The 26,996-nt window shown below is 42.1% G+C and carries 25 protein-coding genes; 10 read left to right on the top strand and 15 right to left on the bottom strand.

Features of this window, described 5'->3' with window-relative positions; translation table 11 throughout:
- Positions 1 to 22 precede the first annotated feature (22 nt).
- Complete coding sequence (locus ABXS85_RS01500; protein ID WP_353668286.1) at positions 23 to 526, top strand: peptidylprolyl isomerase; 504 nt, start codon at positions 23 to 25, stop codon at positions 524 to 526.
- Positions 526 to 1,317, top strand: a complete 792-nt coding sequence (locus ABXS85_RS01495; RefSeq protein WP_353668285.1) for a UDP-2,3-diacylglucosamine diphosphatase — start codon at positions 526 to 528, stop codon at positions 1,315 to 1,317. The genes ABXS85_RS01500 and ABXS85_RS01495 overlap by 1 nt, the downstream gene beginning before the upstream one ends.
- Positions 1,318 to 1,396: 79 nt before the next feature.
- Here the strand turns inward: ABXS85_RS01495 and ABXS85_RS01490 are convergent, their stop codons facing one another.
- Both ABXS85_RS01490 and ABXS85_RS01485 read right to left on the bottom strand, forming a co-directional pair.
- Positions 1,397 to 1,708, bottom strand: a complete 312-nt coding sequence (locus ABXS85_RS01490; RefSeq protein ID WP_353668284.1) for a hypothetical protein — start codon at positions 1,706 to 1,708, stop codon at positions 1,397 to 1,399.
- Between the two features lie 95 nt (positions 1,709 to 1,803).
- Positions 1,804 to 2,415, bottom strand: coding sequence for a tRNA-(ms[2]io[6]A)-hydroxylase (locus ABXS85_RS01485; protein ID WP_353668283.1), 612 nt, complete (start codon positions 2,413 to 2,415; stop codon positions 1,804 to 1,806).
- Between the two features lie 161 nt (positions 2,416 to 2,576).
- On the opposite strand from ABXS85_RS01485, the gene ABXS85_RS01480 reads away from it, so the two are divergent.
- Both ABXS85_RS01480 and ABXS85_RS01475 read left to right on the top strand, forming a co-directional pair.
- The gene (locus ABXS85_RS01480) at positions 2,577 to 4,304 is read left to right on the top strand and encodes an SUMF1/EgtB/PvdO family nonheme iron enzyme (protein ID WP_353668282.1); all 1,728 of its coding nucleotides are present in this window, start codon (positions 2,577 to 2,579) and stop codon (positions 4,302 to 4,304) included.
- Between the two features lie 198 nt (positions 4,305 to 4,502).
- The gene (locus tag ABXS85_RS01475) at positions 4,503 to 7,301 is read left to right on the top strand and encodes a bifunctional aconitate hydratase 2/2-methylisocitrate dehydratase (protein WP_353668281.1); all 2,799 of its coding nucleotides are present in this window, start codon (positions 4,503 to 4,505) and stop codon (positions 7,299 to 7,301) included.
- 221 nt (positions 7,302 to 7,522) lie between these two features.
- Here the strand turns inward: ABXS85_RS01475 and raiA are convergent, their stop codons facing one another.
- From raiA to leuC, 5 genes are all read right to left on the bottom strand, one after another.
- The gene (gene raiA, locus ABXS85_RS01470) at positions 7,523 to 7,915 is read right to left on the bottom strand and encodes a ribosome-associated translation inhibitor RaiA (protein ID WP_353668280.1); all 393 of its coding nucleotides are present in this window, start codon (positions 7,913 to 7,915) and stop codon (positions 7,523 to 7,525) included.
- Between the two features lie 353 nt (positions 7,916 to 8,268).
- Entirely contained in the window at positions 8,269 to 9,387 is a 1,119-nt protein-coding gene (asd, locus tag ABXS85_RS01465) for an aspartate-semialdehyde dehydrogenase (RefSeq protein WP_353668279.1), read from the bottom strand.
- A gap of 76 nt (positions 9,388 to 9,463) precedes the next feature.
- Positions 9,464 to 10,543: a 3-isopropylmalate dehydrogenase gene (leuB, locus tag ABXS85_RS01460; protein ID WP_353668278.1), complete on the bottom strand. Its 1,080-nt coding sequence runs from the start codon at positions 10,541 to 10,543 to the stop codon at positions 9,464 to 9,466.
- A 20-nt stretch (positions 10,544 to 10,563) separates the two neighbouring features.
- A complete protein-coding gene (leuD, locus tag ABXS85_RS01455) occupies positions 10,564 to 11,214 on the bottom strand; it encodes a 3-isopropylmalate dehydratase small subunit (protein ID WP_353668277.1) in 651 nt (216 codons plus the stop codon).
- 8 nt (positions 11,215 to 11,222) lie between these two features.
- Positions 11,223 to 12,650 carry a 3-isopropylmalate dehydratase large subunit gene (leuC, locus tag ABXS85_RS01450; protein WP_353668276.1) on the bottom strand — a complete coding sequence of 476 codons (1,428 nt, stop codon included), beginning with the start codon at positions 12,648 to 12,650 and terminating at the stop codon, positions 11,223 to 11,225.
- Between the two features lie 93 nt (positions 12,651 to 12,743).
- On the opposite strand from leuC, the gene ABXS85_RS01445 reads away from it, so the two are divergent.
- The gene (locus ABXS85_RS01445) at positions 12,744 to 13,628 is read left to right on the top strand and encodes a LysR family transcriptional regulator (protein WP_353668275.1); all 885 of its coding nucleotides are present in this window, start codon (positions 12,744 to 12,746) and stop codon (positions 13,626 to 13,628) included.
- Between the two features lie 23 nt (positions 13,629 to 13,651).
- Here ABXS85_RS01445 and ABXS85_RS01440 read toward each other — a convergent pair whose 3' ends face one another.
- Positions 13,652 to 14,806 (bottom strand): MFS transporter, encoded by a 1,155-nt coding sequence (locus tag ABXS85_RS01440; protein WP_353668274.1) that lies wholly within the window; start codon positions 14,804 to 14,806, stop codon positions 13,652 to 13,654.
- Positions 14,807 to 14,956: 150 nt separating this feature from the next.
- Here ABXS85_RS01440 and ABXS85_RS01435 point away from each other — a divergent pair, with 150 nt between their 5' ends.
- Positions 14,957 to 16,609, top strand: coding sequence for an alpha-amylase family glycosyl hydrolase (locus ABXS85_RS01435; RefSeq protein ID WP_353668273.1), 1,653 nt, complete (start codon positions 14,957 to 14,959; stop codon positions 16,607 to 16,609).
- Between the two features lie 6 nt (positions 16,610 to 16,615).
- Here ABXS85_RS01435 and ABXS85_RS01430 read toward each other — a convergent pair whose 3' ends face one another.
- Entirely contained in the window at positions 16,616 to 17,692 is a 1,077-nt protein-coding gene (locus ABXS85_RS01430; protein WP_353668272.1) for an AI-2E family transporter, read from the bottom strand.
- Positions 17,686 to 17,886 carry a sulfurtransferase TusA family protein gene (locus ABXS85_RS01425; protein ID WP_353668271.1) on the bottom strand — a complete coding sequence of 67 codons (201 nt, stop codon included), beginning with the start codon at positions 17,884 to 17,886 and terminating at the stop codon, positions 17,686 to 17,688. Before ABXS85_RS01425 ends, ABXS85_RS01430 begins: the two co-directional genes overlap by 7 nt.
- A gap of 62 nt (positions 17,887 to 17,948) precedes the next feature.
- Between ABXS85_RS01425 and ABXS85_RS01420 the strand changes: the two genes are divergently transcribed.
- The gene (locus ABXS85_RS01420; RefSeq protein ID WP_353668270.1) at positions 17,949 to 19,397 is read left to right on the top strand and encodes a M48 family metalloprotease; all 1,449 of its coding nucleotides are present in this window, start codon (positions 17,949 to 17,951) and stop codon (positions 19,395 to 19,397) included.
- A gap of 71 nt (positions 19,398 to 19,468) precedes the next feature.
- Here the strand turns inward: ABXS85_RS01420 and ABXS85_RS01415 are convergent, their stop codons facing one another.
- Positions 19,469 to 19,741 (bottom strand): hypothetical protein, encoded by a 273-nt coding sequence (locus ABXS85_RS01415; protein WP_353668269.1) that lies wholly within the window; start codon positions 19,739 to 19,741, stop codon positions 19,469 to 19,471.
- Positions 19,742 to 19,792: 51 nt separating this feature from the next.
- Positions 19,793 to 20,071: a hypothetical protein gene (locus ABXS85_RS01410; RefSeq protein WP_353668268.1), complete on the bottom strand. Its 279-nt coding sequence runs from the start codon at positions 20,069 to 20,071 to the stop codon at positions 19,793 to 19,795.
- 304 nt (positions 20,072 to 20,375) lie between these two features.
- On the opposite strand from ABXS85_RS01410, the gene ABXS85_RS01405 reads away from it, so the two are divergent.
- The gene (locus ABXS85_RS01405) at positions 20,376 to 21,623 is read left to right on the top strand and encodes a site-specific integrase (RefSeq protein ID WP_353668267.1); all 1,248 of its coding nucleotides are present in this window, start codon (positions 20,376 to 20,378) and stop codon (positions 21,621 to 21,623) included.
- A 121-nt stretch (positions 21,624 to 21,744) separates the two neighbouring features.
- On the opposite strand, the gene ABXS85_RS01400 is transcribed toward ABXS85_RS01405, so the two are convergent.
- Genes ABXS85_RS01400 through moaC form a run of 3 tightly spaced genes read right to left on the bottom strand, consistent with a single transcriptional unit; the run spans position 21,745 to position 22,921 of the window.
- A complete protein-coding gene (locus ABXS85_RS01400) occupies positions 21,745 to 22,191 on the bottom strand; it encodes a molybdenum cofactor biosynthesis protein MoaE (protein WP_353668266.1) in 447 nt (148 codons plus the stop codon).
- The gene (locus ABXS85_RS01395; protein WP_353668265.1) at positions 22,192 to 22,449 is read right to left on the bottom strand and encodes a MoaD/ThiS family protein; all 258 of its coding nucleotides are present in this window, start codon (positions 22,447 to 22,449) and stop codon (positions 22,192 to 22,194) included.
- Positions 22,433 to 22,921 carry a cyclic pyranopterin monophosphate synthase MoaC gene (moaC, locus tag ABXS85_RS01390; protein WP_353668264.1) on the bottom strand — a complete coding sequence of 163 codons (489 nt, stop codon included), beginning with the start codon at positions 22,919 to 22,921 and terminating at the stop codon, positions 22,433 to 22,435. Before moaC ends, ABXS85_RS01395 begins: the two co-directional genes overlap by 17 nt.
- Positions 22,922 to 23,036: 115 nt before the next feature.
- Here moaC and ABXS85_RS01385 point away from each other — a divergent pair, with 115 nt between their 5' ends.
- Entirely contained in the window at positions 23,037 to 25,538 is a 2,502-nt protein-coding gene (locus tag ABXS85_RS01385; RefSeq protein WP_353668263.1) for an EAL domain-containing protein, read from the top strand.
- 86 nt (positions 25,539 to 25,624) lie between these two features.
- Positions 25,625 to 26,926 carry a J domain-containing protein gene (locus ABXS85_RS01380; protein WP_353668262.1) on the top strand — a complete coding sequence of 434 codons (1,302 nt, stop codon included), beginning with the start codon at positions 25,625 to 25,627 and terminating at the stop codon, positions 26,924 to 26,926.
- Positions 26,927 to 26,996: the final 70 nt, after the last annotated feature.

Below are 26,996 nucleotides of genomic sequence, written 5' to 3'. Positions count from 1 at the left end.
ATATGACAACAAGGAATCTACTATGATTATTTTACACACGAACCACGGTGATATTCAGATCGAACTGGATTACGAAAAAGCGCCAAAGTCAGCAAAAAACTTTGAAGAATACGTCACTTCAGGTTTTTACAATGGCGTTATCTTTCATCGTGTGATCAATGGTTTTATGATCCAAGGTGGCGGCTTTGAGCCAGGCATGAATCAAAAAGAAACTCGCGCATCCATCGAAAATGAAGCGGATAATGGCCTAACAAATGCAGTGGGTACGATTGCCATGGCACGTACTATGGACCCACACTCAGCTTCTGCACAGTTCTTCATCAACGTGGCAGACAACAGCTTTCTCAATCACCGCAGTAAAACACCAGATGGTTGGGGTTACGCTGTATTTGGTAAAGTGGCTGCAGGCATGGATGTGGTCAATAAGATTAAAGAAGTGAGCACCACTATCAAAGCAGGTCATCAAGATGTACCTGTTGAAGATGTGGTAATCGAATCGGCTGAATTGGTTTCTAACGTCGGATAATGAAACGTTTCTTCATTTCTGACTTGCATTTAAGTGACAAACGCCCGGATCTTATTCGGGCGTTTGTACAAATGCTGTCTGAACTCAAAACACAATTTTCTCCCGCTGAGCTTTATCTACTGGGTGATTTCTACGAAGCTTGGATTGGCGACGATTATCAGCCAGATTGGAATCAATCTATCGAGCAAGCGCTTACAGCGCTTTCAAAAGCAGATTGGCAAATCTACTTTTTACACGGTAATCGTGATTTCTTAATTGGTGATACTTGGCTAAAACGGGTTGGCGCCACTCTGCTGGACGAACAAACTCGACTGCAGTTAAACGAAGGTAATCTACTCTTGTCTCATGGGGATGAATATTGCCTTGCCGATACGCAATACCAAGCATTTCGTCGCACAGTACGTTCCTCAGCTTGGCAACAGGAAATTCTTAGCCTGCCAATAGAACAACGTATTGCTTTGGCTTCACAGTTACGAAATGACAGCAAAAGCATGTCCACTGAAAAATCCATGAGTATCATGGATGTCACAGATGATGCTATAAAAAGCGCACTAACTCAGCATCAATGTAAGGCTATGATTCACGGCCATACACATCGCCCTGCGATTCATCAAGATGGACAATATGTACGTTGTGTTTTAGGTGACTGGGACGAGTTTGTTTGGTTCGCAAGCCTTGAGCAAGGTCAATTTGTACAATCTAAGGCCAAGGTTGACAACTTTTTAGCTAAAGGCTTGAAGAGCCTAAAGACGGAGCATCAGCTTAATTTGTTTCCCTTTCTGTCCATCTAGCCAATGGCGCTAAGTCCCTTGCACAAAAAAGCCAGCACACAAGCTGGCTTTTATTTTTCAAGGAATAACATCTTCCATATCATCGGCCTAACAACTCCTTAACCCAAGCAGTTTCATCACTGTCACGAGACCTAGTAAACTCTAAATTTCTATGATGCAACATGGCGACTGCTCTAAAAAACGCATTATTCACCATAACTGGCGATAGCTTAATGCCATGTTCTTGCCACCAAAAATGCTGCGCTTTACTGGTCAATACTTGATACAAGTAATCCAATTCCATAGAGCCGCGATACATTACATCTAAATCGACGACGGGATCCACCTTGGCAATTTCTAACGCCAACCAATAGGTGACATCTGGTAAGGTTTCACTTTTTTGCGAACTCATAAGCATGTTCTCCTACTGAGACAATGCTTATAGTTTAGCAGCTAGCCTTATTATGACTGTTAAAAAGCACTATGGCTTTGTGGCGATTTGTAATTTTAAGCAGCTTGTGGCGGCCCACTATGAACACGAAACTCAACATCCGGCTCTGTAATAAGCTTTTTTTCCAAGTCACGAAAAAAAGCCACTCTGTCATCAATTGGTCCATCAGCATACTCTTTTGCCAACGCCAAATAATCTTCAAAATGACGAGCTTCTGATTTTAACAATGACAGATAAAACTTCGACAATTCAGAGTCAAGGTGAGGAGCTAATATTGCAAAACGTTCACAGGATCTGGCCTCAACAAAGGCACCAATAATCAAAGTATCTACCAAACGTGCAGGCTCATGAGTACGAATATGTTTACGCAAACCGTCCGCATAACGTGATGCCGTTAAATGCTCATAAGCAACATCTCGCTTACGCATCAATTTATGTACTTGTTCAAAATGCAGCAATTCTTCTCGCGCTAAACGTGACATTTTATGCAACAAGTTATCGCGATCAACGTAACGATACATTAAACTCATGGCCGTTGATGCGGCTTTTTTCTCACAGTGAGCGTGATCATTTAGTAATAACGACTGATTTTCTAAAGCCCAATTCACCCAAGCTTTTGGGGATTGACAAGGAAGAAACTCGACCAGCTCAGGGTACGCAGATAACATTGGTCTACCTTTTTGTGTTAAAAAACGAGATTATACTAGGGAAGGTGCGAATAAAGTAGCGTTAAGCTCGCTTATAATACCAACTCACTTGTTCACACTATCCTTGCCTTGAGAATTCGCCATTTTGGCAGCAAGGTCTTGATTTGGATGTCAATTTTGTAATGAATGAATTTTACCAACCGAATAAACTAAAAATTGGCCAACATGTTGGCGTGGAGCTTGATCCCTATATTCTCAACTATCCTATGGATAGTCAGAAAACGACCTGGGTGGCGGATCAAGGTGGTCGACCTTTTGTACTGCGTTTTTATCAAGCTGACAAAGGTAAGGTAGAAGACTTTTTACAAAATGCACGTAAGTATACTGGTATTAAGCATCCGGCTATTACGCCTAATTACCCTCCTTTCTATTCCAACCTGTGGGTTTTCTCTTGCTCTGCTGTGTGTGGCGGCGAAAATCTATACAGTTTTCTTGGTAAGTATCCTGATGGCGCACCGCTCAATGTCGTAATTGGTTTAATGGACAGTATGGCCAAAGCTTTGGATCAGGCGCACAAAAATAATCTCTTCCATGGTCATTTAGACCTATCATCAGTTCAAGTGGTCAATGGCATTGGCATCATGACGGGCTTCGGCGCTCATAACTGGATGAAACAGATCGATGAAAAAGACATGGACAGCCGCTTTTTCCCACCTGAGTATCGCAAAAAAGATCAGAAAAAATCTCCTGCTGCTGACCGTTTTGCCTTCATGCGAATTTTAATGGCGGCGTTACTGGGTGAATCCATACTCGACAAAAGTTTTGCAGACTTGCCTGAATCGCATCCACAGCTAAGTGATTCCACTTGGCAAAAATTAACGAAATGGACAAGAGATAGCGAATCATCACGACCTAAATCCCTTACCGAGGTGATTCGATTTATTCGCGCCGATCTATATAAACCAGAAAATGAAGGTGAATCTGCACTAAAAGCCTTTTTGCGCAAGCAAATGAAAAAGGTCAATAAAAAAGCCGTGGCTGTTGCTTCAGCAGGATTCGTTACTGCACTGCTTGCCATGATATTTTGGCCAGTCACCACACCAGAATCGAATAAAATTACCCCTGTGGTACAACAAGAAAAGCCACAAGCCAGCCCCTTCGAGGAACTCCCCAAAGTATTGGAGGAACCTCTTATTTCTGGTGGTACAGCGCCTAAGATTGAAAAAATACCACCTGCGACCTTCCTAATGGGTGACCAAAATCGTTTAGGTGATGACAATGAAAAACCGGTTCATGAAGTAGAAATACCAAAAGGCTTTTATATCAGCAAATACGAAGTCACCTTTAATCAATACGACAAGTTTGCTAAGGCCACTGGTCGTCCTTTACCGCCAGATAATGGTTGGGGGCGCGGTAATCGACCTGTCATTAATGTGAGCTGGTACGATGCCAAAGCTTACACCGCTTGGTTATCAGAACAGACTGGCGAGGAATATCGTCTCCCCACCGAAATTGAGTGGGAATACTCAGCCCGTGCGGACTCCAATACGGCCTTTTGGTATGGCAATGAAGTGCAGCCTGGTTATAGCATCTGTGATAGCTGCGGCAGCCAGTGGGACGCAATCTCAACTGGCCCAGTTGGCAGTCAAGCCAGTAATCCACTAGGCTTGTTTGATATGCATGGTAATGTGGCTGAATGGGTCGAAGATTGTTACCACGACAACTATGAAGGTGCTCCGACCAAAAACCAAGTCTGGCTGGCAAACCAATGTGACAACCGGGTGTTGCGCGGAGGCTCTTGGTTTGATATCCCACGAGTGGGACGCAGCGCAACTCGCTATCGAGCCAAACCGGATTTAAAAGCCAGTAACTGGGGATTTCGAGTGGTCCGAGTGATTCGAAATATTTGATCTAGGTGGTATTAATCTAAATCAGAATAATTCCACTAAATGTCACCTATTCGAAATTGTTATGGCCTTATATCACTCATGCCACGCTTTTTCCTATACTATATTAGTAGTCAAACATTCAGAGTCTGAACATCAGCATTTTATTTGATGTTCATCTCTCTATGTACCATATCGCGAATAAATGTTCAGAGGTGTTATATGAGCCTGTATCAAGAATACTTGCAAGAAATTGAAGACCGTAAAGGAGAAGGGCTACACCCTAAACCTATCGACAGCGGCGATCTAGTTAAAGAACTAATTGCTCAAATCAAAGACACAGAGCATGAACACAAAGCTGACTCACTTAACTTTTTCGTTTACAACACGCTGCCGGGTACTACCAGCGCAGCAGCGGTTAAAGCTAAATTTCTAAAAGAAATCATCCTAGGCGAAAGTCTTGTTGCCGAAATCACACCAGAATTAGCATTTGAATACCTATCACACATGAAAGGCGGCCCATCCGTTGAAGTATTGATCGATCTTGCTCTTGCTGATGATGCAACTAAAGCCGCTTCCGCTGCCGAAGTTTTGAAAACTCAAGTCTTCCTATATGACGCAGACATGAGTCGCCTTGCAGAAGCTTATAAAGCTGGCAATGCCATTGCAAAAGATCTTCTTGAAAGCTACGCACAAGCAGAATTCTTTACTAAGCTTCCTGACATCGAAGAAAAAATCGAAGTGGTTACCTACATTGCTGGTGAAGGGGATATTTCTACTGACCTATTGTCTCCTGGTAATCAAGCTCACTCTCGTGCCGACCGCGAATTGCACGGTCGTTGCATGATCTCTCCAGAAGCTCAACAAGAAATCGTTGAACTAAAAGAGAAACACCCTAACGCTAAAGTTATGTTGATTGCTGAAAAAGGCACCATGGGCGTAGGTTCATCACGTATGTCTGGTGTGAACAACGTGGCACTTTGGGCAGGTAAGCAAGCAAGCCCTTATGTACCATTCATCAACATTGCACCGGTTGTTGCTGGTACCAATGGCATCTCTCCTATCTTCTTAACAACCGTTGGTGTAACTGGCGGTATCGGTATCGACCTGAAAAACTGGGTTAAGAAGGTAGATGCAAATGGCAAAACTGTACTAGATGAAAATGGTGATCCCGTTCTAGAAGAAGCCTATTCTGTTGCAACTGGCACATTGTTGACCATTGATACAAAACAGAAGAAATTGTACAACGGCGACAAAGAGCTGATGGATATTTCTGACTCTTTCAGTCCACAAAAAGTTGAATTCATGCGTGCTGGCGGTTCTTATGCTGTTGTCTTCGGTAAGAAGTTGCAAACCTTTGCTGCCGAAACCTTAGGTGTTGAAGCACCTCAGGTTTACGCCCCTTCTAAAGAAATTTCGATTGAAGGCCAAGGCCTAACCGCGGTTGAGAAAATCTTCAACAATAATGCGGTGGGTGTGAACTCAGATTCACCACTGCACGCAGGTTCTGACGTTCGTGTTAAAGTGAATATTGTTGGTTCTCAAGACACCACTGGTCCTATGACGGCGCAAGAATTGGAAGCCATGGCCGCTTCTGTCATCTCCCCAATTGTGGATGGTGCTTACCAATCTGGCTGTCACACTGCATCGGTTTGGGACAAAAAAGCACAGGCTAATATTCCTAAGCTAATGAGCTTTATGAGCAACTTCGGTTTGATCACAGCACGTGATCCAAAAGGTGTTTACCCACCTATGACCGACGTAATCCATAAAGTATTGAACGACATCACTGTTGACGATCGTGCCATCATTATAGGCGGTGACTCTCATACACGTATGTCAAAAGGGGTCGCATTTGGTGCAGACTCAGGTACGGTTGCCCTTGCACTGGCTACAGGTGAAGCAGCAATGCCAATTCCTGACTCTGTTAAAGTTACCTTCAAAGGTCACATGAAGAGTCACATGGACTTCCGTGATGTGGTTCACGCTACTCAAGCACAGATGCTTAAGCAGTTTGGCGGTGAAAACGTATTCCAAGGTCGCATCATTGAGGTACACATTGGTACCCTACTTGCCGACCAAGCCTTCACTTTCACAGACTGGACTGCAGAAATGAAAGCGAAAGCTTCTATCTGTATCTCTACTGATGAAACCTTGATCGAGTCACTAGAATTGGCCAAGAGCCGTATTCAGATCATGATCAATAAAGGCATGGATAACGAAGCAAAAACACTTCAAGGTTTGATCGACTTAGCCGACAAGCGCATTGCTGGTATTCAATCTGGCGAACAACCGGCCCTAGCTCCTGATAACAATGCAAAATACTATGCTGAAGTAGTGATCGATTTGGATCAAATTGCTGAACCTATGATCGCTGACCCAGACGTAAACAACGATGATGTGTCTAAGCGCTATACTCACGACGTTATTCGTCCAGTATCTTTCTACAAAGACAAGCCTGTCGACCTTGGTTTCGTTGGTTCTTGCATGGTTCACAAGGGTGACATTCAGATCATCGCGCAAATGCTACGTAATATTGAAGCAAAACAAGGCAGCGTGTCATTCAAAGCTCCGCTTGTTGTTGCTGCTCCAACTTACAACATTGTTGATGAATTGAAAGCAGAAGGTGACTGGGAAGTATTAGCCAAATACGCCGGCTTTGAATTTGATGACACCAATCCTAAGTCTGTTGCTCGTACTTCATACGAAAACATCCTATATTTGGAGCGCCCAGGGTGTAACCTATGTATGGGTAACCAAGAAAAAGCGGCACCAGGTGATACCGTTATTGCCACTTCTACTCGTCTTTTCCAAGGACGTGTGGTTGCTGACTCTGCTGAGAAGAAAGGTGAATCCCTACTTGGTTCAACACCTCTGGTTGTATTGTCGACCGTATTGGGCCGTTTCCCAACGATGGATGAGTACCTATCCGCAGTAGAAGGCATCGATCTCACCTCTTTTGCTCCTCCAGCTGAAGAGATGACATCTGAACCTGAACTCATTGCTGTTAGCAGCAACTAGGATCATTTTTGAACCTTAACATTTAGTGCATGTATACTCGTTGTAAATGCCCTATTAACCAAAAAACCGATACTAATCCAGTATCGGTTTTTTGTTATCTTTATAACTTGAAATAGGCCTTTGAAGGGAAAGAAGCCCTTACTGGCACGACACTTGATCTTCTCTCTAGACATTAAAAAGCCTCGCATTTGCGAGGCTATATTCTTTAAGTGACTGAGGGTTTAAATCACTTCTCTCTCTACGAGTTCATTAAATTCCGCTTGCATTTGCCTCTCGGCAGCGCTTTCGACGTCCTTAGCATTGATGTGATGCAGTCGGCCGGAATGTTTTGCCTTGTATTTAATTAATTGCTTCTCAAGCTTACTAACAAGCAGGTCAAGGGCAGGTTTCAGTTGCTTATCTGTCTTAACGGTAGCAAATAAGTCATGACCAGGAATGTGAACACTGGCCTCTACAATAAGTTCATGGATCTCATGCTTTTCAGTATTGAGAATCACTTTTATGCTAGTTATCTGATTATTGATACGCGCCAAGTGATCCATTTTTTCTTTGACTACTTGTTGTACTTCTTCACCAGATTGAACATGGTGACCGCTGATATTCAATGTATACATATAGCATTTTCCTTCTGTTTTGGTCAGACGTTTAATGTGTTTATTATCTATCCTCCTCTTATCTTCCTACTTATTAATCTATGGATGATTGAACATAAATTCAATCCCCAAAGTGTAAATACTTGCTCAAGATCAAGAACAGAAAGGGTGATTTTTCAATCACCCTTTCTCATGAATTTTGCATCGTTTTTTGAGCCTTTTTAGCAACCTCTCATTCCAGTGTAGCAGCCCGAACACAAGTAACCAGATTTTTATGTAACTAAGTTTTACAATTTGTGATGGACATAAAAAAACGCCACTTATAAAAAATGGCGTTTAATTAAAAAGAAAGCTAACCTATTGAATTAATTTAATTAATTCTCAAGCAAAATGCGTAGCATACGGCGTAATGGCTCTGCCGCGCCCCACAACAACTGATCTCCCACCGAGAAAGCACTGATAAACTCAGGTCCCATATTCAGCTTACGAATACGTCCAACGGGAATACCTAACGTACCTGTGGCAACAGTTGGCGTTAATTGCTCCATAGTGGCTTGCTTATCATTTGGAACCACACGAACCCAATCATTATGTTCTGCCAACAAGCCTTCGATGTCAGCGACTGGAATGTCTTTATTCAGCTTGATGGTAAAAGCTTGACTGTGACAGCGCATGGCGCCGATACGTACACACAAACCATCCACTGGGATGATGTTGGAAGTATTCCCCAAAATCTTATTAGCTTCTGCCTGAGCTTTCCATTCCTCACGGCTCTGACCATTGTCTAGCTGCGCATCAATGTAAGGAATCAAACTCCCCGCTAATGGCACACCAAACTGATCTACAGGCATGTCAGCAGCACGCATTTTCTCAGCGACCTTACGATCGATATCCAAAATGGCACTGGCTGGATCCGCTAGCTCACCAGCCACCGCACCTTGCAACATGCCCATTTGGTTGATCAATTCACGCATGTGACGAGCACCACCGCCAGAAGCGGCTTGATAGGTCATGGAAGTCATCCACTCAATATGACCCTTCTCAAACAAACCACCTAATGCCAGCAACATCAAGCTCACAGTACAGTTACCACCCACAAAGGTTTTCACGCCATCTTGCAAACCTTGCTTAATGACATTTTGGTTAACAGGATCAAGTACAATGATGGAATCTTTATCCATACGCAAAGAAGATGCGGCATCAATCCAGTAACCTTGCCAACCAGCCTTACGCAACTGAGGGTAAATCTCCTTGGTATAATCACCACCCTGACAGGTGATAATAATGTCCATCTTCTTTAAAGACTCAATGTCTTTAGCATCTTGAAGTAATGGAATATCCTTACCAATTTCTGGCCCTTTTTGCCCTGTTTGAGACGTTGTGAAAAACACCGGATCAATATGATCGAAGTCTTTTTCCGCCATCATACGTTGCATCAATACGGAACCGACCATTCCGCGCCAACCGACTAAACCTACAGTATTTTTTGACATGGTTTTTTTACCTTTTTTTTGTGGGGTCACTCATACCAAGAGCAATATCCCGAATGAACGCCTAACCCTTTATGAATTAAGCTTTTAAAGCTGCTAGCACCGCATCACCCATGGCTTGCGTGCTAACCGTTGTGCATCCTTGTGATGCAATATCTGCCGTTCTTAGACCTTGGTCTAAAACGGTACTTACTGCTGCCTCAATAGCATCTGCCGCTTGCTTGGCATCTAGTGAGTAACGCAGCATCATTGCCACAGACAAGATGGTCGCTAATGGATTCGCAATACCCTGTCCTGCAATGTCAGGTGCCGAGCCATGACAAGGTTCATACATGCCACGACCTTCTGCATTAAGCGAGGCTGAGGGTAACATGCCAATAGAGCCAGTCAACATGGCAGCAGCATCAGAAAGGATATCACCAAACATGTTTCCAGTAACCATTACATCGAACTGTTTTGGTGCCTTAACAAGCTGCATGGCAGCATTATCCACTAGCATGTGGCTTAATTCGACGTCAGGATACTCTTTAGCCACTTCTTCCATAACTTCTTTCCACAGAACGGTTACTTCAAGCACATTAGATTTGTCGATTGAACACACACGCTTGCCACGTTGACGAGCCGCTTCAAAGGCAGAACGGGCAATACGGCGAATTTCCGATTCGTTGTAAACATAGGTGTTGAAACCTTCACGCTCGCCATTTTCTAAAGTACGAATGCCACGTGGTTGACCAAAGTAGATACCGCCTGTTAGTTCTCGTACGATCAAGATGTCCAGACCAGCAACAATTTCAGGTTTCAAGCTAGAAGCGTCAGCCAACTGCGGATACAAGATCGCAGGACGCAAGTTGGAAAAAAGTTCTAGATTAGAACGCAAGCCCAACAACCCCTTTTCTGGACGTACGGCCATGTCTAAGCCATCCCATTTTGGACCACCGACGGCACCCAATAAAATGGCATCTGCTGCCTTAGCTTTAGACAGGGTTTCTTCAGGTAAAGGCGAACCCGTTTCATCGTAAGCCGAACCACCCACCAAAGCAGATTCGTGTTCAATACCCAATGAAAAGCTGTCATTGACAGCATCTAAAACACGAACCGCTTGTTCAACGATTTCTGGACCTATGCCGTCACCCGGCAAGACCAATACTTTTTTAGACATGTTAAATCCTTATTAATAAATTATTGTTCGCGGCTCATGAATAACCAAGGCGCTTGTTGCATGCGCTTTTCTTCAAAACGACGAATACGGTCTTCTTCTTGCAAGGTCAAACCTATGTCATCAAGACCGTTCAGCAAACAATGCTTGCGAAATGGATCAACCAAAAATTCAAAGGTCGCACCGGAAGGCGAAGTGACCGTTTGACTCTCTAAATCAATATCAATTGTCGCCCCTTCTTTGGCTGCCACTTCGATAAATAGCTGATCCACTTCTTCTGCTTGCAAAATGATGGGTAACAAACCGTTTTTAAAACAGTTGTTATAAAAAATATCCGCAAAACTCGGAGCTATTATGGAACGAATACCATAGTCGTCTAAAGCCCAGGGGGCATGCTCTCTACTGGAACCACAACCAAAGTTCTGACGCGCCAATAACACGCTAGAGCCAGCGTATCTTAGCTGATTTAAAACGAAATCTTCACGTAAAGGACGACCTTCGCATGATTGATCAGGCTGTCCTTCGTCTTCATAACGCAACTCATCAAACAAGTTCTTACCAAAACCGGTTCGTTTGATCGACTTTAAAAACTGTTTCGGGATAATCATATCCGTATCAACGTTTGCCAAATCCAAAGGAGCCGCCAAACCTGTGTGTTTTGTAAATGGACGCATAATTTCTCCTAGTGCTTAACAAATTCGCCAACGTCAACGAAGTGACCAGCAATCGCCGCCGCTGCCGCCATCGCAGGACTAACCAAATGGGTACGACCACCAAAACCTTGTCGACCTTCGAAGTTACGGTTTGAGGTAGAAGCACAATGCTCGCCATTCCCTAACTTATCCGCATTCATCGCCAAACACATAGAACAACCTGGCTCACGCCACTCAAGACCTGCCGCCTCAAAAATTTCATGCAGACCTTCTTTTTCCGCTTGCGCTTTCACCAAGCCAGAACCCGGCACTACAATGGCTTGTTTCAAGCTGGATGCTACCTTACGCCCTTTCACAACTTCTGCAGCGATACGTAAATCTTCAATACGTGAGTTGGTACAAGAACCAATGAAAACGCGATCCAAAGTCACATCAGATAAAGTCGTTTTACCTTCTAAGCCCATGTATTTCCAGGCTCGTGCGTAGCCTTCTTTTTTTACAGGATCGGTTTGATCTTCAGGACGCGGAATCGGCTGGTCAATGGCAATAACCATTTCTGGCGATGTTCCCCAAGTCACTTGAGGCTTAATATCTTCTGACTTGATTACCACCACTTCGTCAAATTTAGCATCTTTGTCCGATACCAAATCTTTCCAAGCCTCGACAGCCATATCCCATTGCTCACCTTTTGGTGCATAGGGACGGCCTTTGACGTATTCAATTGTGGTATCATCTACTGCTATCAAACCGACACGAGCACCCGCTTCGATGGCCATGTTACATACTGTCATACGGCCTTCCATAGACAGAGATTGAATGCCTGTACCACCAAACTCGATGGCATACCCTGTACCACCTGCTGTACCAATTGCACCTATGATGGCCAGCACCACATCTTTTGCTGACACCCAAGGCGAAAGCTCACCATCAACACGCACAAGCATATTGCGACTTTTTTTCTGCACAAGACATTGCGTTGCCAATACGTGCTCTACTTCGGAAGTACCAATACCATGCGCCAAAGCACCGAAAGCACCATGAGTGGAAGTATGAGAATCACCACATACCACCGTCATACCTGGCAATGTCGCACCCTGTTCTGGCCCAACAACGTGCACAATGCCTTGGCGAATGTCTTTCATGTTGAATTCGGTAATACCAAATTCTGCACAGTTTTCATCCAGTGTCGTCACCTGAATTTTCGACACAGGATCTGCGATACCATCCACACCTGAAATGCGCTCTTGCTTAGTTGTCGGCACATTATGATCGGGCGTAGCCAAACTGGCAGAAGTACGCCAAGGTTTGCGTCCAGCCATACGCAAGCCTTCGAAGGCTTGAGGTGAAGTCACTTCATGCAATAGCTGTAAGTCAATATAGATCAAGGCACTGCCATCGTCTCTTTGCTGTACAAGGTGGCTGTCCCATAACTTGTCATATAGGGTTTTACCGGCCATAAGTTCTCTCCTAAAAATCTTATTGCGCTATGCTAAAACTTTGGCTTAAATTACTCAAATTCATATTTTTCATGTTTTGGATTATTTTTTGGAATGATTGATATTGCTGAATTACTAACCTTTATAAAAGTAGCTGAAACCGCTTCTTTTTCAGAGGCAGCTGATAAACTTTTTGTCACACAACCTGCTATAAGCAAGCGCATCGCGGCCTTAGAAAGCAATCTTGGGGTGAAATTATTTGATCGTATTGGTCGACAAGTTTTGCTTACCGAAGCGGGTCACAATCTGTTGCCCAAAGCACGAAAAATGGCGGAAGACTTAGAAGACATCAAACGCAGCATGACACTGCAGATGCAAGATGTAAGTGGTGAGTTGCGTATTTCGACTAGCCATCATGTTGGTTTACATAGGTTGCCTGAAAGTTTAAAACGTTTTCAGTTAGAGTACCCGGCAGCACAATTAGAAATTGATTTCACCCAGTCCGAACAAGCCTATCAGCATGTGCTCAAAGGCCAAGCTGAACTCGCTGTCATTACTCTCTCCAACAAAACCCATGAATTATTAGAGACTATTCCCATCTGGTCTGATCCATTAACTTGTGTCGTCAGTAAAGATCATCCTTTGGCGCACAACACCAATATTAGCCTGATCGACTTGGCTCAATATCCCTGCGTCTTGCCCAATAAAAACACCTTTACCAGACAAATCGCGGAACAAGTATTTGGCAAACAAGACTTAAAACCTCAAGTCCGTATGAATACCAATAATTTAGAAACCCTCGCCATGCTAGTCAGTATTGGATGGGGCTGGTCACTGCTGCCATCCACTATGGTGGACGACAGACTGTGTGTATTGAACTTTCCCGATTTGAACGTAGAACGTAAATTGGGTGTGTTACATCATAAGCAAAAGACACTCAGTCGAGCTGCCAGTGCCTTTATTCAATTATTGAAAACCGATGCGAACACGCCTTTATGAAGAATTAAATCAAAAATATATCTCTAGTGACTACGCTGACTCATTAACATAATCACTAAAGCCGCAGCACTTACCATTCCCGCTGCGGTAAAAGCCCACGCCCCACCAGCCCATTGCCACAAATACCCTGTTAGTACCATTCCTAGTCCGCCACCCAAGCCTATCGCAAAAGCGCTATACATAGCCTGACCTTGACCTGCATAACGTTCAGGAAATAAGCGACGAATTTGCTCTATCGACACCATATGAAACAAAGCAAAAGTGATGCAATGCAACATTTGCGTAAAAATCAAAATGGCAAGCACATCAGCAAACCAACCGACCAAAAACCAGCGAACCATGCCACAAATAAAGCACAGAATCACCAAGTGAACCACATCAAAGCGCTTCACTGTGTTACCAAAAAACAGGAATAAAATAATCTCAATGATCACCCCTAACGCCATCAAAAGCCCAATAGCCTCTCCCGAATATCCGGCGTTTTCTAGATGTACTGCAAAGAAGATATTAAAAGGCGCATGGGACATAAAAGCCAAAAAGGCCAAAACAAAGAACAACATGGATTCAGGTGTTTTCAACAATGACATGAATGACACATGTTCCTTATGATGAGAGACTTCATAAGCTTGTTCTTTGACGAAAAAAATGGTGATCACAGCCAATGCCAGAAAGGCACACATGGTGGGAATGACGATCCAAGCTCCAAATTGTCCAATCAAAAAACCACCTGCTGCGACAGCAACCACATAACCTATAGACCCTCCCACCCGTAAGCGAGTATAAGGTACATCTAGACGACGAATGCTGCGTACCGCCAATGAGTCTGTCATTGGCAAAAGTGCTGAATAAAACAAAGCCATGCAGCAAGTCAGTAACCACAAGCTTTCGAATTCTTTGTTCCAGTTGAAAGGCAAAAGAGCAATAAAACAGCCAATGACGGCAATCTGTAAAATACGCCTAGGTAAACCTATTTTCGCTGTTAGCCAGCCCCAAAAGTGGGGGATGATGATACCCGATAAGGTAAAAGTGGACATGAGTCGACCAATTTCAGAAGCCGATAAGCCAATCGATTTATAATAAACCGATATATAAGGCATCATCACACCGATCAAACAACAAAAGAAAAAATAGAAGAAAAACAATGGCCAAGCCACAGGTCGAGCTTTTTGCGAAAACATCCTAGCTCCAATAATCGTGATCATTCACTGTGATAATTGTGCAAAATTCCTAACCATTGAGTATGCTGCATATAGGACTAAAAAGCACGATCCAACCAAAATAATAACAACCCATCAATTTTTCTGTTTAATCTTATATAGGTAAAAACAATGACGACGAATCAAGCTTGGTGGCGTGGTGCGGTGATCTATCAGGTGTATCCTCGTAGTTTTCTGGATACCAATAAAGATGGCATTGGTGATCTGGCAGGTATTACCCGAAAAATGGATTACTTAGCTCAATTAGGAATCGATGCTATCTGGGTATCGCCCTTTTTCACTTCCCCTATGAAAGACTTTGGTTACGATGTGGCTGACTTTTGCAATGTCGATCCCCTTTTCGGAAGCTTAGACGACTTTGATTCTTTGATTAAAGCCGCTCATGATAGAAATATTAAAGTCATCATTGATCAGGTTTTGAATCACACATCTGACCAACACCCTTGGTTTATTGAATCCAGACAAAGTCACGATAATGCTAAAGCTAATTGGTACGTTTGGGCTGACGCTAAACCGGATGGTACTGTCCCCAATAACTGGCTATCCGTGTTTGGCGGCCCTGCTTGGCGTTGGGACAGTCGCCGAAAACAATACTATTTACACAATTTCCTCGACAGTCAGCCCGATCTAAATTTTCACAATCCCGATGTTGTCAAAGCAATTCTAGAGAGTGTTGAATTTTGGCTAAAACGTGGTGTGGATGGCTTTCGACTCGACACAGCAAATTATTATTTTCACGATACCAAATTACGTAACAACCCTCCTAAAAAAGAAGTAGTGGAAGGCAGTATTGGTGTACGTTTAGATAATCCTTATGCATACCAGCTACACATATACGATAAATCTCGGCCGGAAAACTTAGCCTTCTTAAAAGCACTGCGTCAGTTATTGGATCAATACCCCAATACCACTACGGTGGGTGAAGTTGGCTGCGACTTTTCTTTAAAAACCATGGCGTCATATACTCAAGGTGGTGACAAGCTGCACATGTGTTATTCCTTTGATTTGCTGACCCATGACAATAGTATGACTCATATTCGCCAAATCATGGAAAGCATCGAAACGGGTTTAGCGGATGGTTGGCCTTGCTGGTCCATTGGTAATCACGATGTTGAACGCGTGGTCACTCGATGGGGGAAAAATCAGCACAGTCTTGAGAAAGCCAAACTTTATATGATACTGCTACTCACTTTGCGGGGCAGCGTCTGCCTTTACCAGGGTGAAGAATTAGGCTTAAACGAAGCAGAGTTAGAGTTTGAACAATTGGTTGATCCCTTTGGGATCAATTTTTGGCCAGAATTTAAAGGGCGAGATGGATGTCGAACCCCAATGCCATGGAATCAAAATCAGCATGCCGGTTTCAGCCAGGCTGACAAGACTTGGTTGCCGGTCGCCGAATCTCATTACCCGTTAAATGTGGCACAACAAGAGCAAGATACCCATTCCTGTTTGGCGGCATACCGAGCTTTTTTAACTTTTCGTAAAACGCGACCTGAGTTGATTGGTGGTGACATTAAGTTTCTACATGCTGACAAACAGAGCTTAGTCTTCATAAGATACAGCAAAAAGCACTCCTGTATGATTGCCATTAATCTTGGCGATCATGAATTTAAATATGAATCATCTTGGCTTTTGAGCTCCATTGACTTGCCTAACGCTTTGCCAGTCGGAGAAGTCAGTAAGCATGACCTGACACTACCTGCTTTCAGTTTTGTTATGGCTGAACTTGCGGACAAGTCATTCAACCCCAATAAGCTTATTTAATAAACATTATTCTGCTTTGGATTGTTCCATTATTTCTTTATCTTCTGGCCAAGCATTGATGATGGCTTTGACTAGGGTAGCCAAGGGAATCGCAAAGAAAATCCCCCAAAATCCCCAAATACCACCAAAAAACAGTACCGCTATGATAATTGCTAATGGATGCAAATTAACTGCTTCAGAAAACAGTAAGGGTACCAATACATTACCGTCTAAAGCCTGAACGATAAGATAGGCTATGACCACATAAAGAAATTCGTTTTGCGTACCAAATTGATAAAAAGCAACCAAGACAACGGGAATGGTCACCGCTGCCGCACCGATATATGGAATCAATACTGACAAACCGACCAATAGTGCCAACAATTCAGCGTACCTCAAACCAAAGAATAGGAACACCACGTACGTCACAAGCCCCACTACGATCATTTCAATGCATTTGCCACGAATGTAATTGGCAATCTGTTCATTCATTTCATGGGAAATACGTTGCATCATTTTTCTTTCTTTTGGCAACCAAGAAGTAAGATACGTCAGAATGGCTCTTTGATCTTTCAATAAAAAGAAGATCACCAAGGGCACTAGAACCAGATAAATCACAAGAGAAAATAAAGAAGGAATACTCGATAATGAAAAGGAGACAATCCATTGACCTAGATTAGTCGATTCATTTGCTAAAGAGTTAATCACTTCATCTATGGCATCTTGGCTGACAATTTCACTGTGTCCTTCAGCAAATTTTTGCACAAAATCTCTAAGATCAGTGAGCATTCTTGGTGCATCTTTAAAAAAACGATCAGCTTGTTGCCAAATAATAGGTACCATGACACTGATAAAGACAACACAACTTGTCATAAAGCTTAAAAACACTATTAATACCGAAGGAGTATGCCCAAGACCTATGCTTTGCAGACGTTCAACCAAACCTTGTAACAAAAAAGCCAACACAGTAGCGATCAGAACTGGCGCCAGAATACCACCCCAAAATGCTAATACCCCCATACAGGTCACTAACAGAAGTAAAAAAACAACGACTTCTTCATTAGAAAAATAACGTTTAATCAATCCGTCAACGATTTTTAGCATGATGAATCCACAGACTCCTTTTGAATAATAAAACAAATTTCACCTTCATCTTGAGACGAAGACAATAGTTGATAGCCTTGTTGTTTCACATAGTATGTTACGTCTTTTAAAGACCCTGAATCACAGGTGATCAGCTGAAGAATTTGTCCATTTTGCATTTTGCTTAAGGCTAATTTAGCCTTAAGCAATGGCATGGGACATCTGTCTTCTCTTGCGTCTAAGATTACGTCATACTGAAGATTGTGTTCGATCATAAATGAAAATTCTAATATTTGACCGCTTTATTATGAGACTATTTTCTGTCGTTACAACCAAATTGACACTCATTCTGCTGCTTTTCTTAACTGTTTACACGTCCCTTAGCCAAGCCAGCCTGCCAGACCTTGAAGCCAATAAAGACGAAAGATCCCTCTCCAACCCATCTTATGTGTTAGGCCAATATTGGTTTCGCAAATTAAATGGCAGTCGCGCCCTAATTGATTTTCCACCTGCCTATGATTATTTCAAAGACACCCTTGCTTTACTCTTGCCACAAACCGACCTGTACAATAAAAAAGTGGAGCTTACCTTCTTAAACAGTTCACAGAGCAATGCTTTTGTGATCCCCGGCAATCATATGTTTTTGTATTCCGACATCATGGAGATGATTACTAATGAAGATATGTTACTCGGACTTCTCGCTCACGAATTAGCCCATTTAGATTTAAAACATTATGAAAGGCAAACACAACGTTCTAATGAAGAAATGCAAAAAACCTTGACCATGTTAGGTGCCGGTATCGCCGCTGCATTGGCGGGTGCCGGTGGTGATACAACTTCTGCTCTTTGGCTGGGTGGTATAGCCAATCAAGCCGAAAACAAATTGACCTACAGTCGTCAACAAGAACAAGAAGCCGATCGACGAGGTCGCGATTATTTACAACAAGCAGATTTAAATCCAAATGGCATGACACAACTGTTTCAGGCTTTTTTTAAAAAGGCGTTGGGAAGACCAAAATTAGAGTTTTTATCCACTCATCCATCACCTGAATCCCGTATGTCAGATACCTTTAGTATAACCACCAAAGAGACCCTATTACACCAGAAAGATAATACAGAATTTGAGTTTTTTCGTGCCAGTTTATTAGCTTATCGAGCAGGATTGGAAGAACGGCCCTACCTGTATTTGACTCAGCAAATACACCACACGGACGCCGGTTACTTCGCTAAAGCTTTGTTTGCCTATTTGGTTCAATCTCCAAAGCGTGCTCTTACATATCTCCAGCAGATAGAAATACAGAATCGTTACAGTCAATATTTATTAGCATTAAGCTTAGCCGCTTCAGAACAAATCGATTCGGCTATTCAAGTAACTGAGAAGGCATTAAATTTAGCACCCAAAAACATTTATTTCTCCATGCTTAATGCACAATTAACCCAAACTCAACCTAAAAAATTAAAAGCTGAATACTTATATCAGAAGAGAGCGCTATGGCGAGCTAATATTCAATTTTACCAAAGCATTAATAATAAAAGCATGCCGCTTTACTATCGTGCCTTGTTGGATTTTAATCGTGGAAAAGAAAAAACCGCGAAGATTTTATTAAACAGAGCCATTAAGAATGCAAAAAATCAAGAGTTAGATTTATTAAAATCAACTGATAAAAAATTTAATAATATAATTTCAGCCGAAAAAGTGGAGAATTTAAAAGAAGAAAAAAGCTAGGCATTTATTTCTAACAAAATTAAGAAAGCCTTGTTCATAATATGAGCAAGGCTTTTTCATTTTCAAGCAAATTATTCAGCGTGTAATGCATCAAATTGTGCTTGTAATTCATCATGTTTTTCTTGGTAAACAGCGATTTTCTGAAACGGCGTGTAGGCACCGTTTAGATCAACAGAAGCATCTACGTTAGCCCCCATGTTTTCAAGGGTTGTCGCCAAGGCTTCTACACTGCCTCGCGCGCTCATTAGACGATCCGAAACAGACTCATCAGAAGTTGCCATTGCAGCGCTAGAAAATACAGCGGTAGTAACCAATGCTAAAAGTGTTTTATTTAAAGTGTTCATAGTAATATCCTTTTCATTTGTTGAGTTTAATCAGAAGAATAATCTTTTAATTTATTCTGCAACTTGATTATGAAGTGCATCAAATTGATCTTGTAATTCAGCATATTTAGCGCTGTAGACAGCTTCTTTTTGAGAAGGTGTATAAGCACCGTTCAAATCCACCGAAACATCAACATTAGCACCCATTTTTTCCAGTGTATTTGATAAAGCTTCGATACCGGCCTTTGTACTTTGGATACGATCTGAATAGTTACCATCAGATGCCGCAAAAGCAGAAGTCATGGCTGTGGCAGTTAAAAGAGTTAAAGTGGCTTTAGTTAACATTTTCATATTGAACTCCTTAGAGGTTGTTAATTTAACAAAGCATAAAGCTGTTTCGCTTTGGTATTTATATAGTAGTTTCTTCAGATAAAATAAAAACCCCTTTATACTCGTTTCCATCTTCTTTCAAAATATGAATAGAAAATTGTACAATTGAAGGAATCTCACAAAAATACACCCTTAAAATCAGAAAATAAGGAATAAAAAATTAATCCTCTAAAAAAAATGACTATCAAGGAACTTTTTATTCTTCTTGAGATACAAAGCGACTTGATTAAAAATAACAAGACCACTAACGATTTGAAGACATACCATGGCGCCCATTGCACTGATAGACAATCTAGAACACCTACCAAACCCTTTTACCCAGTTTGAGACAATAGCAGGCTCGTTAAGTCAACATAGCGCCCTTTTGCGCAAGCCAGAATATCGGCGTGATCTACAGTTAGCTTTGTGTTTTATCTACAGTTACAACGGTTCACAGGCCACTTTTAACTCTTATCGCCGTGAGGTAGAACGATTGCTTTTGTGGTCTTGGCATATGGCGAATAGCCCAACCCATGAGCTAAGACGTGAGCAAATTGAGGAATTCATTCATTTTTGTATTGAACCACCAGAAGATTGGATAGGGACCAAAAATGTCGCACGTTTCAAATTACACATGGGAGAAAGAACGCCAAACAAAGAGTGGCGTCCTTTTGTCGCCCATGTCAGTAAATTGGCTTTTAAAAATGGTGATACGCCAAAAACCAAAACTCACGCTTTATCTCAAGCAGCCATACGCGCTACCTTTTCTATCCTTTCTTCTTACTATGGCTTTTTAATGCAGGAAGATGCGGTACAGCAAAACCCTGTTGCCTTGATACGTCAGAAGAGTAAATTTGTTAAAAAAGAAATCTCACGCAAACAAATCCGCCGTATTTCAAATCTACAATGGGACTATGTAATAGAAACCGCTGAATTATTGGCTGAAGAAGACCCTAATACCCATGAACGTACTCTTTTTATTATGAATGCTTTGCTTGGCATGTATTTGCGGATTTCTGAATTGGTAGCAGATGAGCGTTCAGCACCTATCATGGGTGACTTTACCAAAGACGCCGATGGCCATTGGTGGTTTAAAGTCTTATCGAAAGGAAACAAAGAACGTTTGGTTGCTGTGTCCGATGATATGCTAAATTCATTAACCCGCTACCGTCGTTTTCGTGGTTTACCCAGTTTACCAACGGTTGCCGAAAACACAGCCTTGATTCCTAAAAATCGTGGCCAAGGCGCGATGACCAGTACGAGACAGGTTCGTAATATAGTTCAGTTTTGTTTTGATCAAGCCTATCAGCGCATGTGTGCTGATGGCATGCAAGCGGATGCAGAAGATTTACGAGTGGCTACAGTCCACTGGCTTCGACATACAGGTATTTCAGAGGACGTGAAAATTCGCCCTAAAGAACATGTTAGAGAAGATGCCGGTCACGCCAGCATGGCCACCACTGACAAATACATAGATACGGAATACCGTGAGCGTCATGCCAGTGGACGCAAAAAAAGTTTACGACCGCATTAGGGGAAACGTGAGCCAGTACAATAACTATGACAACGACTCTTACCCTGCTCTAGTGTCTTATATTCATGCAGGATCTAGCGTTTTCCTTTAGTAAGCGGTATGAGGGACAAATCGCTATTATCTATTCCCAGCGTTTTAGACTCTGCTCATCTTTATCTTGCGCTGAAACCCAATGACTCTGTTTTCCTTGGTTTTCCTTCTTCCAAAAAGCAGCCCGACTTTTCAAATAATCCATAATAAAATCACAGGCTTGAAAAGCTTCCGCCCGATGGGATGCACTGACACCAACAAACACAATTTGATCATTTATCGCCAAGCGTCCCACTCTGTGAACCACAGTAACTTTGATCAAAGGCCATCTTGCCTGTGCTTGCTCTACAATGACTTGTAGGTTGTGTTCTGTCATTCCTGGATAATGTTCCAACTCAAAATAGCTAGATTCTGTCTCTGAACTGGTAAAATCACGCACCAAACCAACAAACATGGCCACCGCACCAGTAATGTTTTCACTGCGTAATCCTTGGTAAAGTACCTCGACACTAAAATCTTCTTGCTGAACTTGAATCATTTAGCCTCCCGTTACCGGAGGAAAAAAAGCCACCTCTTTACTATCATGGGTCACTCTATCGATATCACGACTGAATTCAAAATCAATAGACGATTGAATACCCTCGGCCAACAGTAAACGCCCCTGCTCCAACTGACTCGCTAAAGTATGCTTCAACTCACCAATTGTCATTTCCTCAATAAGATCAAACGAATAATTGGAAATGCCCATCTGCTCACGCAGCGCAGCAAAAAAAACGACATTAATTGTTGTCATCATTTGCTCTCCAATCACCACTCTTGCCACCCGTCTTCTCTAAGAGTTTTAATGTCTCAATAGTAATGCCCTTATCAACCGCTTTACACATGTCATAAAGAGTCAAAGACGCCACACTGGCACCAGTTAAGGCCTCCATTTCAACCCCAGTTTTGCCTGACAAAGCACAAGTACACAATATTTCTAACTGAGTAGCACTAAGTTGTTTAATATCCACACTAACTTTCGTCAGCATCAATGGATGGCATAAGGGAATCAGGTCGGAGGTTTTTTTAGCGGCTTGTATCCCTGCAATGCGGGCCGTGGCTAATACATCACCTTTCGCTAATCCACCTGCTAATATTTTGCTCAAGGTTGACGCTTGCATACTCACCAAAGCTCGAGCCGTCGCACTACGCTTGGTTTGATTCTTATCGGAGACATCCACCATATGAGCATGACCATTTTGGTCAAGGTGGGTCAAAGTGTCATTCATAAATGTCCTAAACTAGTCTACAGATTGGTATTTTTCACCTATATTTTAAGAAACACACTTTGATTGCAAGACTAAACTTGGCATTTTGTGTCAATTTCATGAGTCAGTTGTTCGTATGAATGGTATTAAGTCTTTTATTCTTAGCGGCTTTTTGCTCCTCTTTTCATGTCTCAATTGGGGAAGCGATTCCCTAATTAAGCAAACACACTATGCTTATCCAACCTTTATTGAGACGTCACCTATTACGGCACAGGAAGCATTAACTCAGTCTTACACATCAGACCTATATCAAATGTCACAGGGTTTTTCTGACTCAGCATACTGGCATCGAATTCGCTTCCCTAAAGCCTACCCTTTTGACACGCAAGTTGTTTATTTAGAGTTAGATTACTATGTGATTGAACAACTAACCTTTTATGTTTTTCATGATGGTCAATTAGTCGATCAATGGCAACGAGGCGCGCTGCAAAACTGGAACAAATCAACCAACATTTACGATGGCATTCTCGTTCCAATAACTCTCTCACCTTTTAATGAAACAACAGTGTTAATTCGTAAGGCTGGCAGTAGCCCTTTGCTCACACCACTACGAATTCTTGATGAAAGTGAGGCCGAACAAAATCGCCAACAAAAGCTCATTTTCTGGACTGCAATTATCAGTGCCTTGCTCATTTTATTAGCCCATAATGCCCTAGTATTTAACATGTTAAGGCAGCCAGGCTTTGTCTATTACTTAGCACTTAACGCCTTGGTCTTCATTGCCATTTCTATCACCAATGGTTTTAGCCGCTGGTTGTTTCCTGAATTTATAAGTCAATGGCTAGTCGCAAACATTTTTTATGTATTTGGTTTAGGCGCTTGGGTATTGTATCGCTTCAGCCTCCTCTTTCTAAAAGAGGTGAACGTACCATCCGCCAAAAGCATCATGACACGTTATGGCGACTGGATATTCATTCTTTTTCTGGTTTGTGTGTCACTGTTTAAAACAAAAACCAGCGCATTACTCTTTGCAGGTATTGAAGCCTTTCTTTTTATCTCTTGTACCTATTGGGGTATTAAGGCGTTACGTAAAGGCTTCTTAGTGGTACGTTTCTATTTATTCTCTTGGCTTTTTCTTATTGTTGGCTCGATTCTCAACACCATGCTGTTCTGGCAATTAATTCCAATTACCCCAATCACCACAGCCATTTTCCCTATCTTCAGTATTGTCCAATTACTAGGCTTCTCATTTGCCTTAGCTGACAAAGCCAAACACAGTGATCGTAATCGTCAATTGCAATTATTAACAGATCAACCCACTGGGTTACCGAATCGCTCTTTTTACTACGACGAACTCCCCAACCAAATTGAATCTCGTTTGAACAGTCAACAGCCTATGGCTTTGATCATTATTGATATCTTTAATCACCAAACATTAAGCCAAGCCTTTGGACCCGCAAAAGCCGATACTGTCATGCAAGAGCTCATGCTGGACATTCATCCACAATTAGAAACCATACCCAACCTACTGTCGTTCATTTTGCCTGACAAAAGTCATAAAAAAATGATTCGCATGACAGCAAAAAACATAGCTATCATCAGTTTATCACCTGATCAATTAGCCTCTCAGATTGTTCAAATTCAAACCGCACTTGAATACCCTATGTTATTAAATAAAATTCAGTTCCGACATCAATATAAAATCGGCAGTGCCTTGTTTCCCAGTCAAGCAACCTCTTTAGACAAGCTTTATCAAAATGCCCTTATCGCTCACAATTCAGTCACTTTTTCTTCTGGTAACTGGGCGGCTTATACGGATGAATTAAAACAAGATTATGCTAAACAACTGACCATTTTAACCTTGCTCAGAGAAGATATTTTACACGCCAGATTGGATTATCAGGTACAACCACAAATCTGTTTAAAGACCAATCGAATCATTGGTGGCGAAGTATTACTAAGATGGGAAAATGATCAATTAGGACAAGTATCTCCTACCGAATTTATTCCTTTGGCTGAACAATCTGGATTAATTTATCCATTAACCGAAATGCTGCTTAACAAGGTCTTCACTTGGGCCAGCCAACATCAATCCATTCTGGCTTATACCAGTTTATCACTCAATGTATCGGCCCTAGATTTATTGCGCGCTGACTTTGCCGATAAAGTCACCAAAGATGTTCATCGCTTCGCTCTCAATCCACAGCATTTTACGATTGAAATCACCGAAACCAGTATGTTTCATAATAATGATATTGTTCAAAAAAATGTCGATAAATTGCATGCCGCTGGCTTTAAATTGTCCATTGACGATTTTGGAATTGGTTACAGTTCTATGCTGAATTTGGTGTCACTAAAAACCAATGAACTGAAAATAGACCAATTTTTTGTCATGGGATTATTCAAACAAGAATCCAATCAATATCTTTGCCAGAATATGATTCGCTTGTGTCAGCAACTCAATATCAGTAGCGTTGCTGAAGGCATTGAAGATGAAGCGACCTTAAATGCACTCAAACAATGGCAATGTGAAGTAGGTCAAGGCTATTTCCTCTTTGAACCCCTGTCGCCGGAGCAATACCTCCAGCAATTGGTCAAACAAAACCGCATGCAAAACAATCACTCAGATTCTATATAATCAGTTGTGAGATAAGAGTTTGTGCCAATTAATAAATCAGGCATAATGACTTTTTGTATAGATTGAATACAGACTTAATCAAGACAATGAGCCTCATAGACGATTACCAGCTATTGGAAATACCCACCAATGCGAGCGAGCAAGAAGCCAAAAGTGCTTTTCGACGTCTGGCTAGAAAATATCATCCTGACAAAAACCCACAAACCGACACAACAGAACATTTTCAACGTTTACAAGCCGCCTATGAAAATGTCTTAAATGCCATTCGCCAAGGGGCGCAAACCAGTGACTGGAAACCTTTTTCTTTTTCTGAGGCAGATAGTTATCAAGCAAACTCTTTCCGCTTTAAACAACAAACGGATAAACAATCGGACAAACAACAAGAAGAACTGATTCGTGAACGCCAACGCGCTTATGAAGAAATGAAACGCAACAACGCCCATCAAGAAAAGGTTCGTAACGAAGCCATCAAAGCGGCACGTAACACTCTCAACGAAAAGCGCATCAAAGCCATTTACGAAGAAGCCTTTAAAGCATCAGAGAACTTTACCGTAGAAGGCTACAAAGAAAACCCATATCAGTCTCACAAACAATACGACATTCCCCCTTATCACACCTTTGTTGATGAGCCATTTGACAATCAGACTCACACCTCAGCAAATGAAGAAAAAATTCACTCCGTAAAACTTGATGCCGCCAAAGCCGCATTTCGCGCTGCCACTTATATTGCCGTTTTCGCAGCCGGCGTTTACGCCACCTTGTATTGGCAAGACAATGAGCAACAGACCACAAACGAGCAACCAAACAATCAATATGTAGCGGGGTTGTATCCACAATACCGTATCGGAACCAATTACACCTTAGACACAGCTGAGCTGTTTGCTGAACCTAACGCATCAAGTCGTGTACTGGAAGAAGTGCCTGCACAAGTGGATATACAAGTTTTTAATCAGCAAGGTGACTGGCTGAGTGTTCGTTACCAGAACATAAATGGTTGGCTAGCTGCAAAAAACACAGGCTTTGGTAGTATTCAGCTAGCAAGACGCACTGGTTGTATTGGTTACCCTGGAGTAGCACCAGATCATGGTGATTTGATTGGTGACGCTCAGGGTAAAAGTCGCTTACGTATACTCAATCAATTGCCTACTCAAAGTCTGTTAACCTTTCAGTCTTATGACGGAAAGCCACCTTTTTCAATTTTTCTAGCCCGCAAGCAAGCCTTCGCCGCTAACTTCATTCCAAAAGGTCAATATCGATTGGTACTAGAGACAGGTTCCCTGTATCATCACGCTTGTCAACAGTTTCTATTTAATGACAAACGCCGTGTTATCCTAGATAAAGTGGATTTTGCCAGCACAGAACAAACCCTGACATTGAGTGATTTCTAATCTCCTCCAGAGCATTAGAAATAACGAAAAGCTTGATTTTCCCTTCATCGCTCACTTAATCAGATTATAA

This window comes from Marinomonas sp. THO17 (genome assembly GCF_040436405.1).
Taxonomy (GTDB): domain Bacteria; phylum Pseudomonadota; class Gammaproteobacteria; order Pseudomonadales; family Marinomonadaceae; genus Marinomonas.
This window is presented reverse-complemented; position numbering and strand designations above follow the sequence as displayed.

What these genes read in the sequence shown, in the direction of transcription:
- leuC (WP_353668276.1), bottom strand. Translation starts at nt 12,650, where the DNA reads ATGGCCGGTAAAACCCTATATGACAAGTTATGGGACAGCCACCTTGTA.
- ABXS85_RS01395 (WP_353668265.1), bottom strand. Translation starts at nt 22,449, where the DNA reads ATGATGACAACAATTAATGTCGTTTTTTTTGCTGCGCTGCGTGAGCAG.
- ABXS85_RS01410 (WP_353668268.1), bottom strand. Translation starts at nt 20,071, where the DNA reads ATGAAAATGTTAACTAAAGCCACTTTAACTCTTTTAACTGCCACAGCC.
- asd (WP_353668279.1), bottom strand. Translation starts at nt 9,387, where the DNA reads ATGTCAAAAAATACTGTAGGTTTAGTCGGTTGGCGCGGAATGGTCGGT.
- ABXS85_RS01495 (WP_353668285.1), top strand. Translation starts at nt 526, where the DNA reads ATGAAACGTTTCTTCATTTCTGACTTGCATTTAAGTGACAAACGCCCG.
- ABXS85_RS01480 (WP_353668282.1), top strand. Translation starts at nt 2,577, where the DNA reads ATGAATGAATTTTACCAACCGAATAAACTAAAAATTGGCCAACATGTT.
- leuD (WP_353668277.1), bottom strand. Translation starts at nt 11,214, where the DNA reads ATGCGTCCATTTACAAAACACACAGGTTTGGCGGCTCCTTTGGATTTG.
- ABXS85_RS01485 (WP_353668283.1), bottom strand. Translation starts at nt 2,415, where the DNA reads ATGTTATCTGCGTACCCTGAGCTGGTCGAGTTTCTTCCTTGTCAATCC.
- leuB (WP_353668278.1), bottom strand. Translation starts at nt 10,543, where the DNA reads ATGTCTAAAAAAGTATTGGTCTTGCCGGGTGACGGCATAGGTCCAGAA.
- ABXS85_RS01475 (WP_353668281.1), top strand. Translation starts at nt 4,503, where the DNA reads ATGAGCCTGTATCAAGAATACTTGCAAGAAATTGAAGACCGTAAAGGA.
- moaC (WP_353668264.1), bottom strand. Translation starts at nt 22,921, where the DNA reads ATGAATGACACTTTGACCCACCTTGACCAAAATGGTCATGCTCATATG.
- raiA (WP_353668280.1), bottom strand. Translation starts at nt 7,915, where the DNA reads ATGTATACATTGAATATCAGCGGTCACCATGTTCAATCTGGTGAAGAA.
- ABXS85_RS01415 (WP_353668269.1), bottom strand. Translation starts at nt 19,741, where the DNA reads ATGAACACTTTAAATAAAACACTTTTAGCATTGGTTACTACCGCTGTA.
- ABXS85_RS01445 (WP_353668275.1), top strand. Translation starts at nt 12,744, where the DNA reads ATGATTGATATTGCTGAATTACTAACCTTTATAAAAGTAGCTGAAACC.
- ABXS85_RS01490 (WP_353668284.1), bottom strand. Translation starts at nt 1,708, where the DNA reads ATGAGTTCGCAAAAAAGTGAAACCTTACCAGATGTCACCTATTGGTTG.
- ABXS85_RS01420 (WP_353668270.1), top strand. Translation starts at nt 17,949, where the DNA reads ATGAAAATTCTAATATTTGACCGCTTTATTATGAGACTATTTTCTGTC.
- ABXS85_RS01385 (WP_353668263.1), top strand. Translation starts at nt 23,037, where the DNA reads ATGAATGGTATTAAGTCTTTTATTCTTAGCGGCTTTTTGCTCCTCTTT.
- ABXS85_RS01435 (WP_353668273.1), top strand. Translation starts at nt 14,957, where the DNA reads ATGACGACGAATCAAGCTTGGTGGCGTGGTGCGGTGATCTATCAGGTG.
- ABXS85_RS01405 (WP_353668267.1), top strand. Translation starts at nt 20,376, where the DNA reads ATGGCGCCCATTGCACTGATAGACAATCTAGAACACCTACCAAACCCT.
- ABXS85_RS01500 (WP_353668286.1), top strand. Translation starts at nt 23, where the DNA reads ATGATTATTTTACACACGAACCACGGTGATATTCAGATCGAACTGGAT.
- ABXS85_RS01440 (WP_353668274.1), bottom strand. Translation starts at nt 14,806, where the DNA reads ATGTTTTCGCAAAAAGCTCGACCTGTGGCTTGGCCATTGTTTTTCTTC.
- ABXS85_RS01430 (WP_353668272.1), bottom strand. Translation starts at nt 17,692, where the DNA reads ATGCTAAAAATCGTTGACGGATTGATTAAACGTTATTTTTCTAATGAA.
- ABXS85_RS01400 (WP_353668266.1), bottom strand. Translation starts at nt 22,191, where the DNA reads ATGATTCAAGTTCAGCAAGAAGATTTTAGTGTCGAGGTACTTTACCAA.
- ABXS85_RS01425 (WP_353668271.1), bottom strand. Translation starts at nt 17,886, where the DNA reads ATGCCATTGCTTAAGGCTAAATTAGCCTTAAGCAAAATGCAAAATGGA.
- ABXS85_RS01380 (WP_353668262.1), top strand. Translation starts at nt 25,625, where the DNA reads ATGAGCCTCATAGACGATTACCAGCTATTGGAAATACCCACCAATGCG.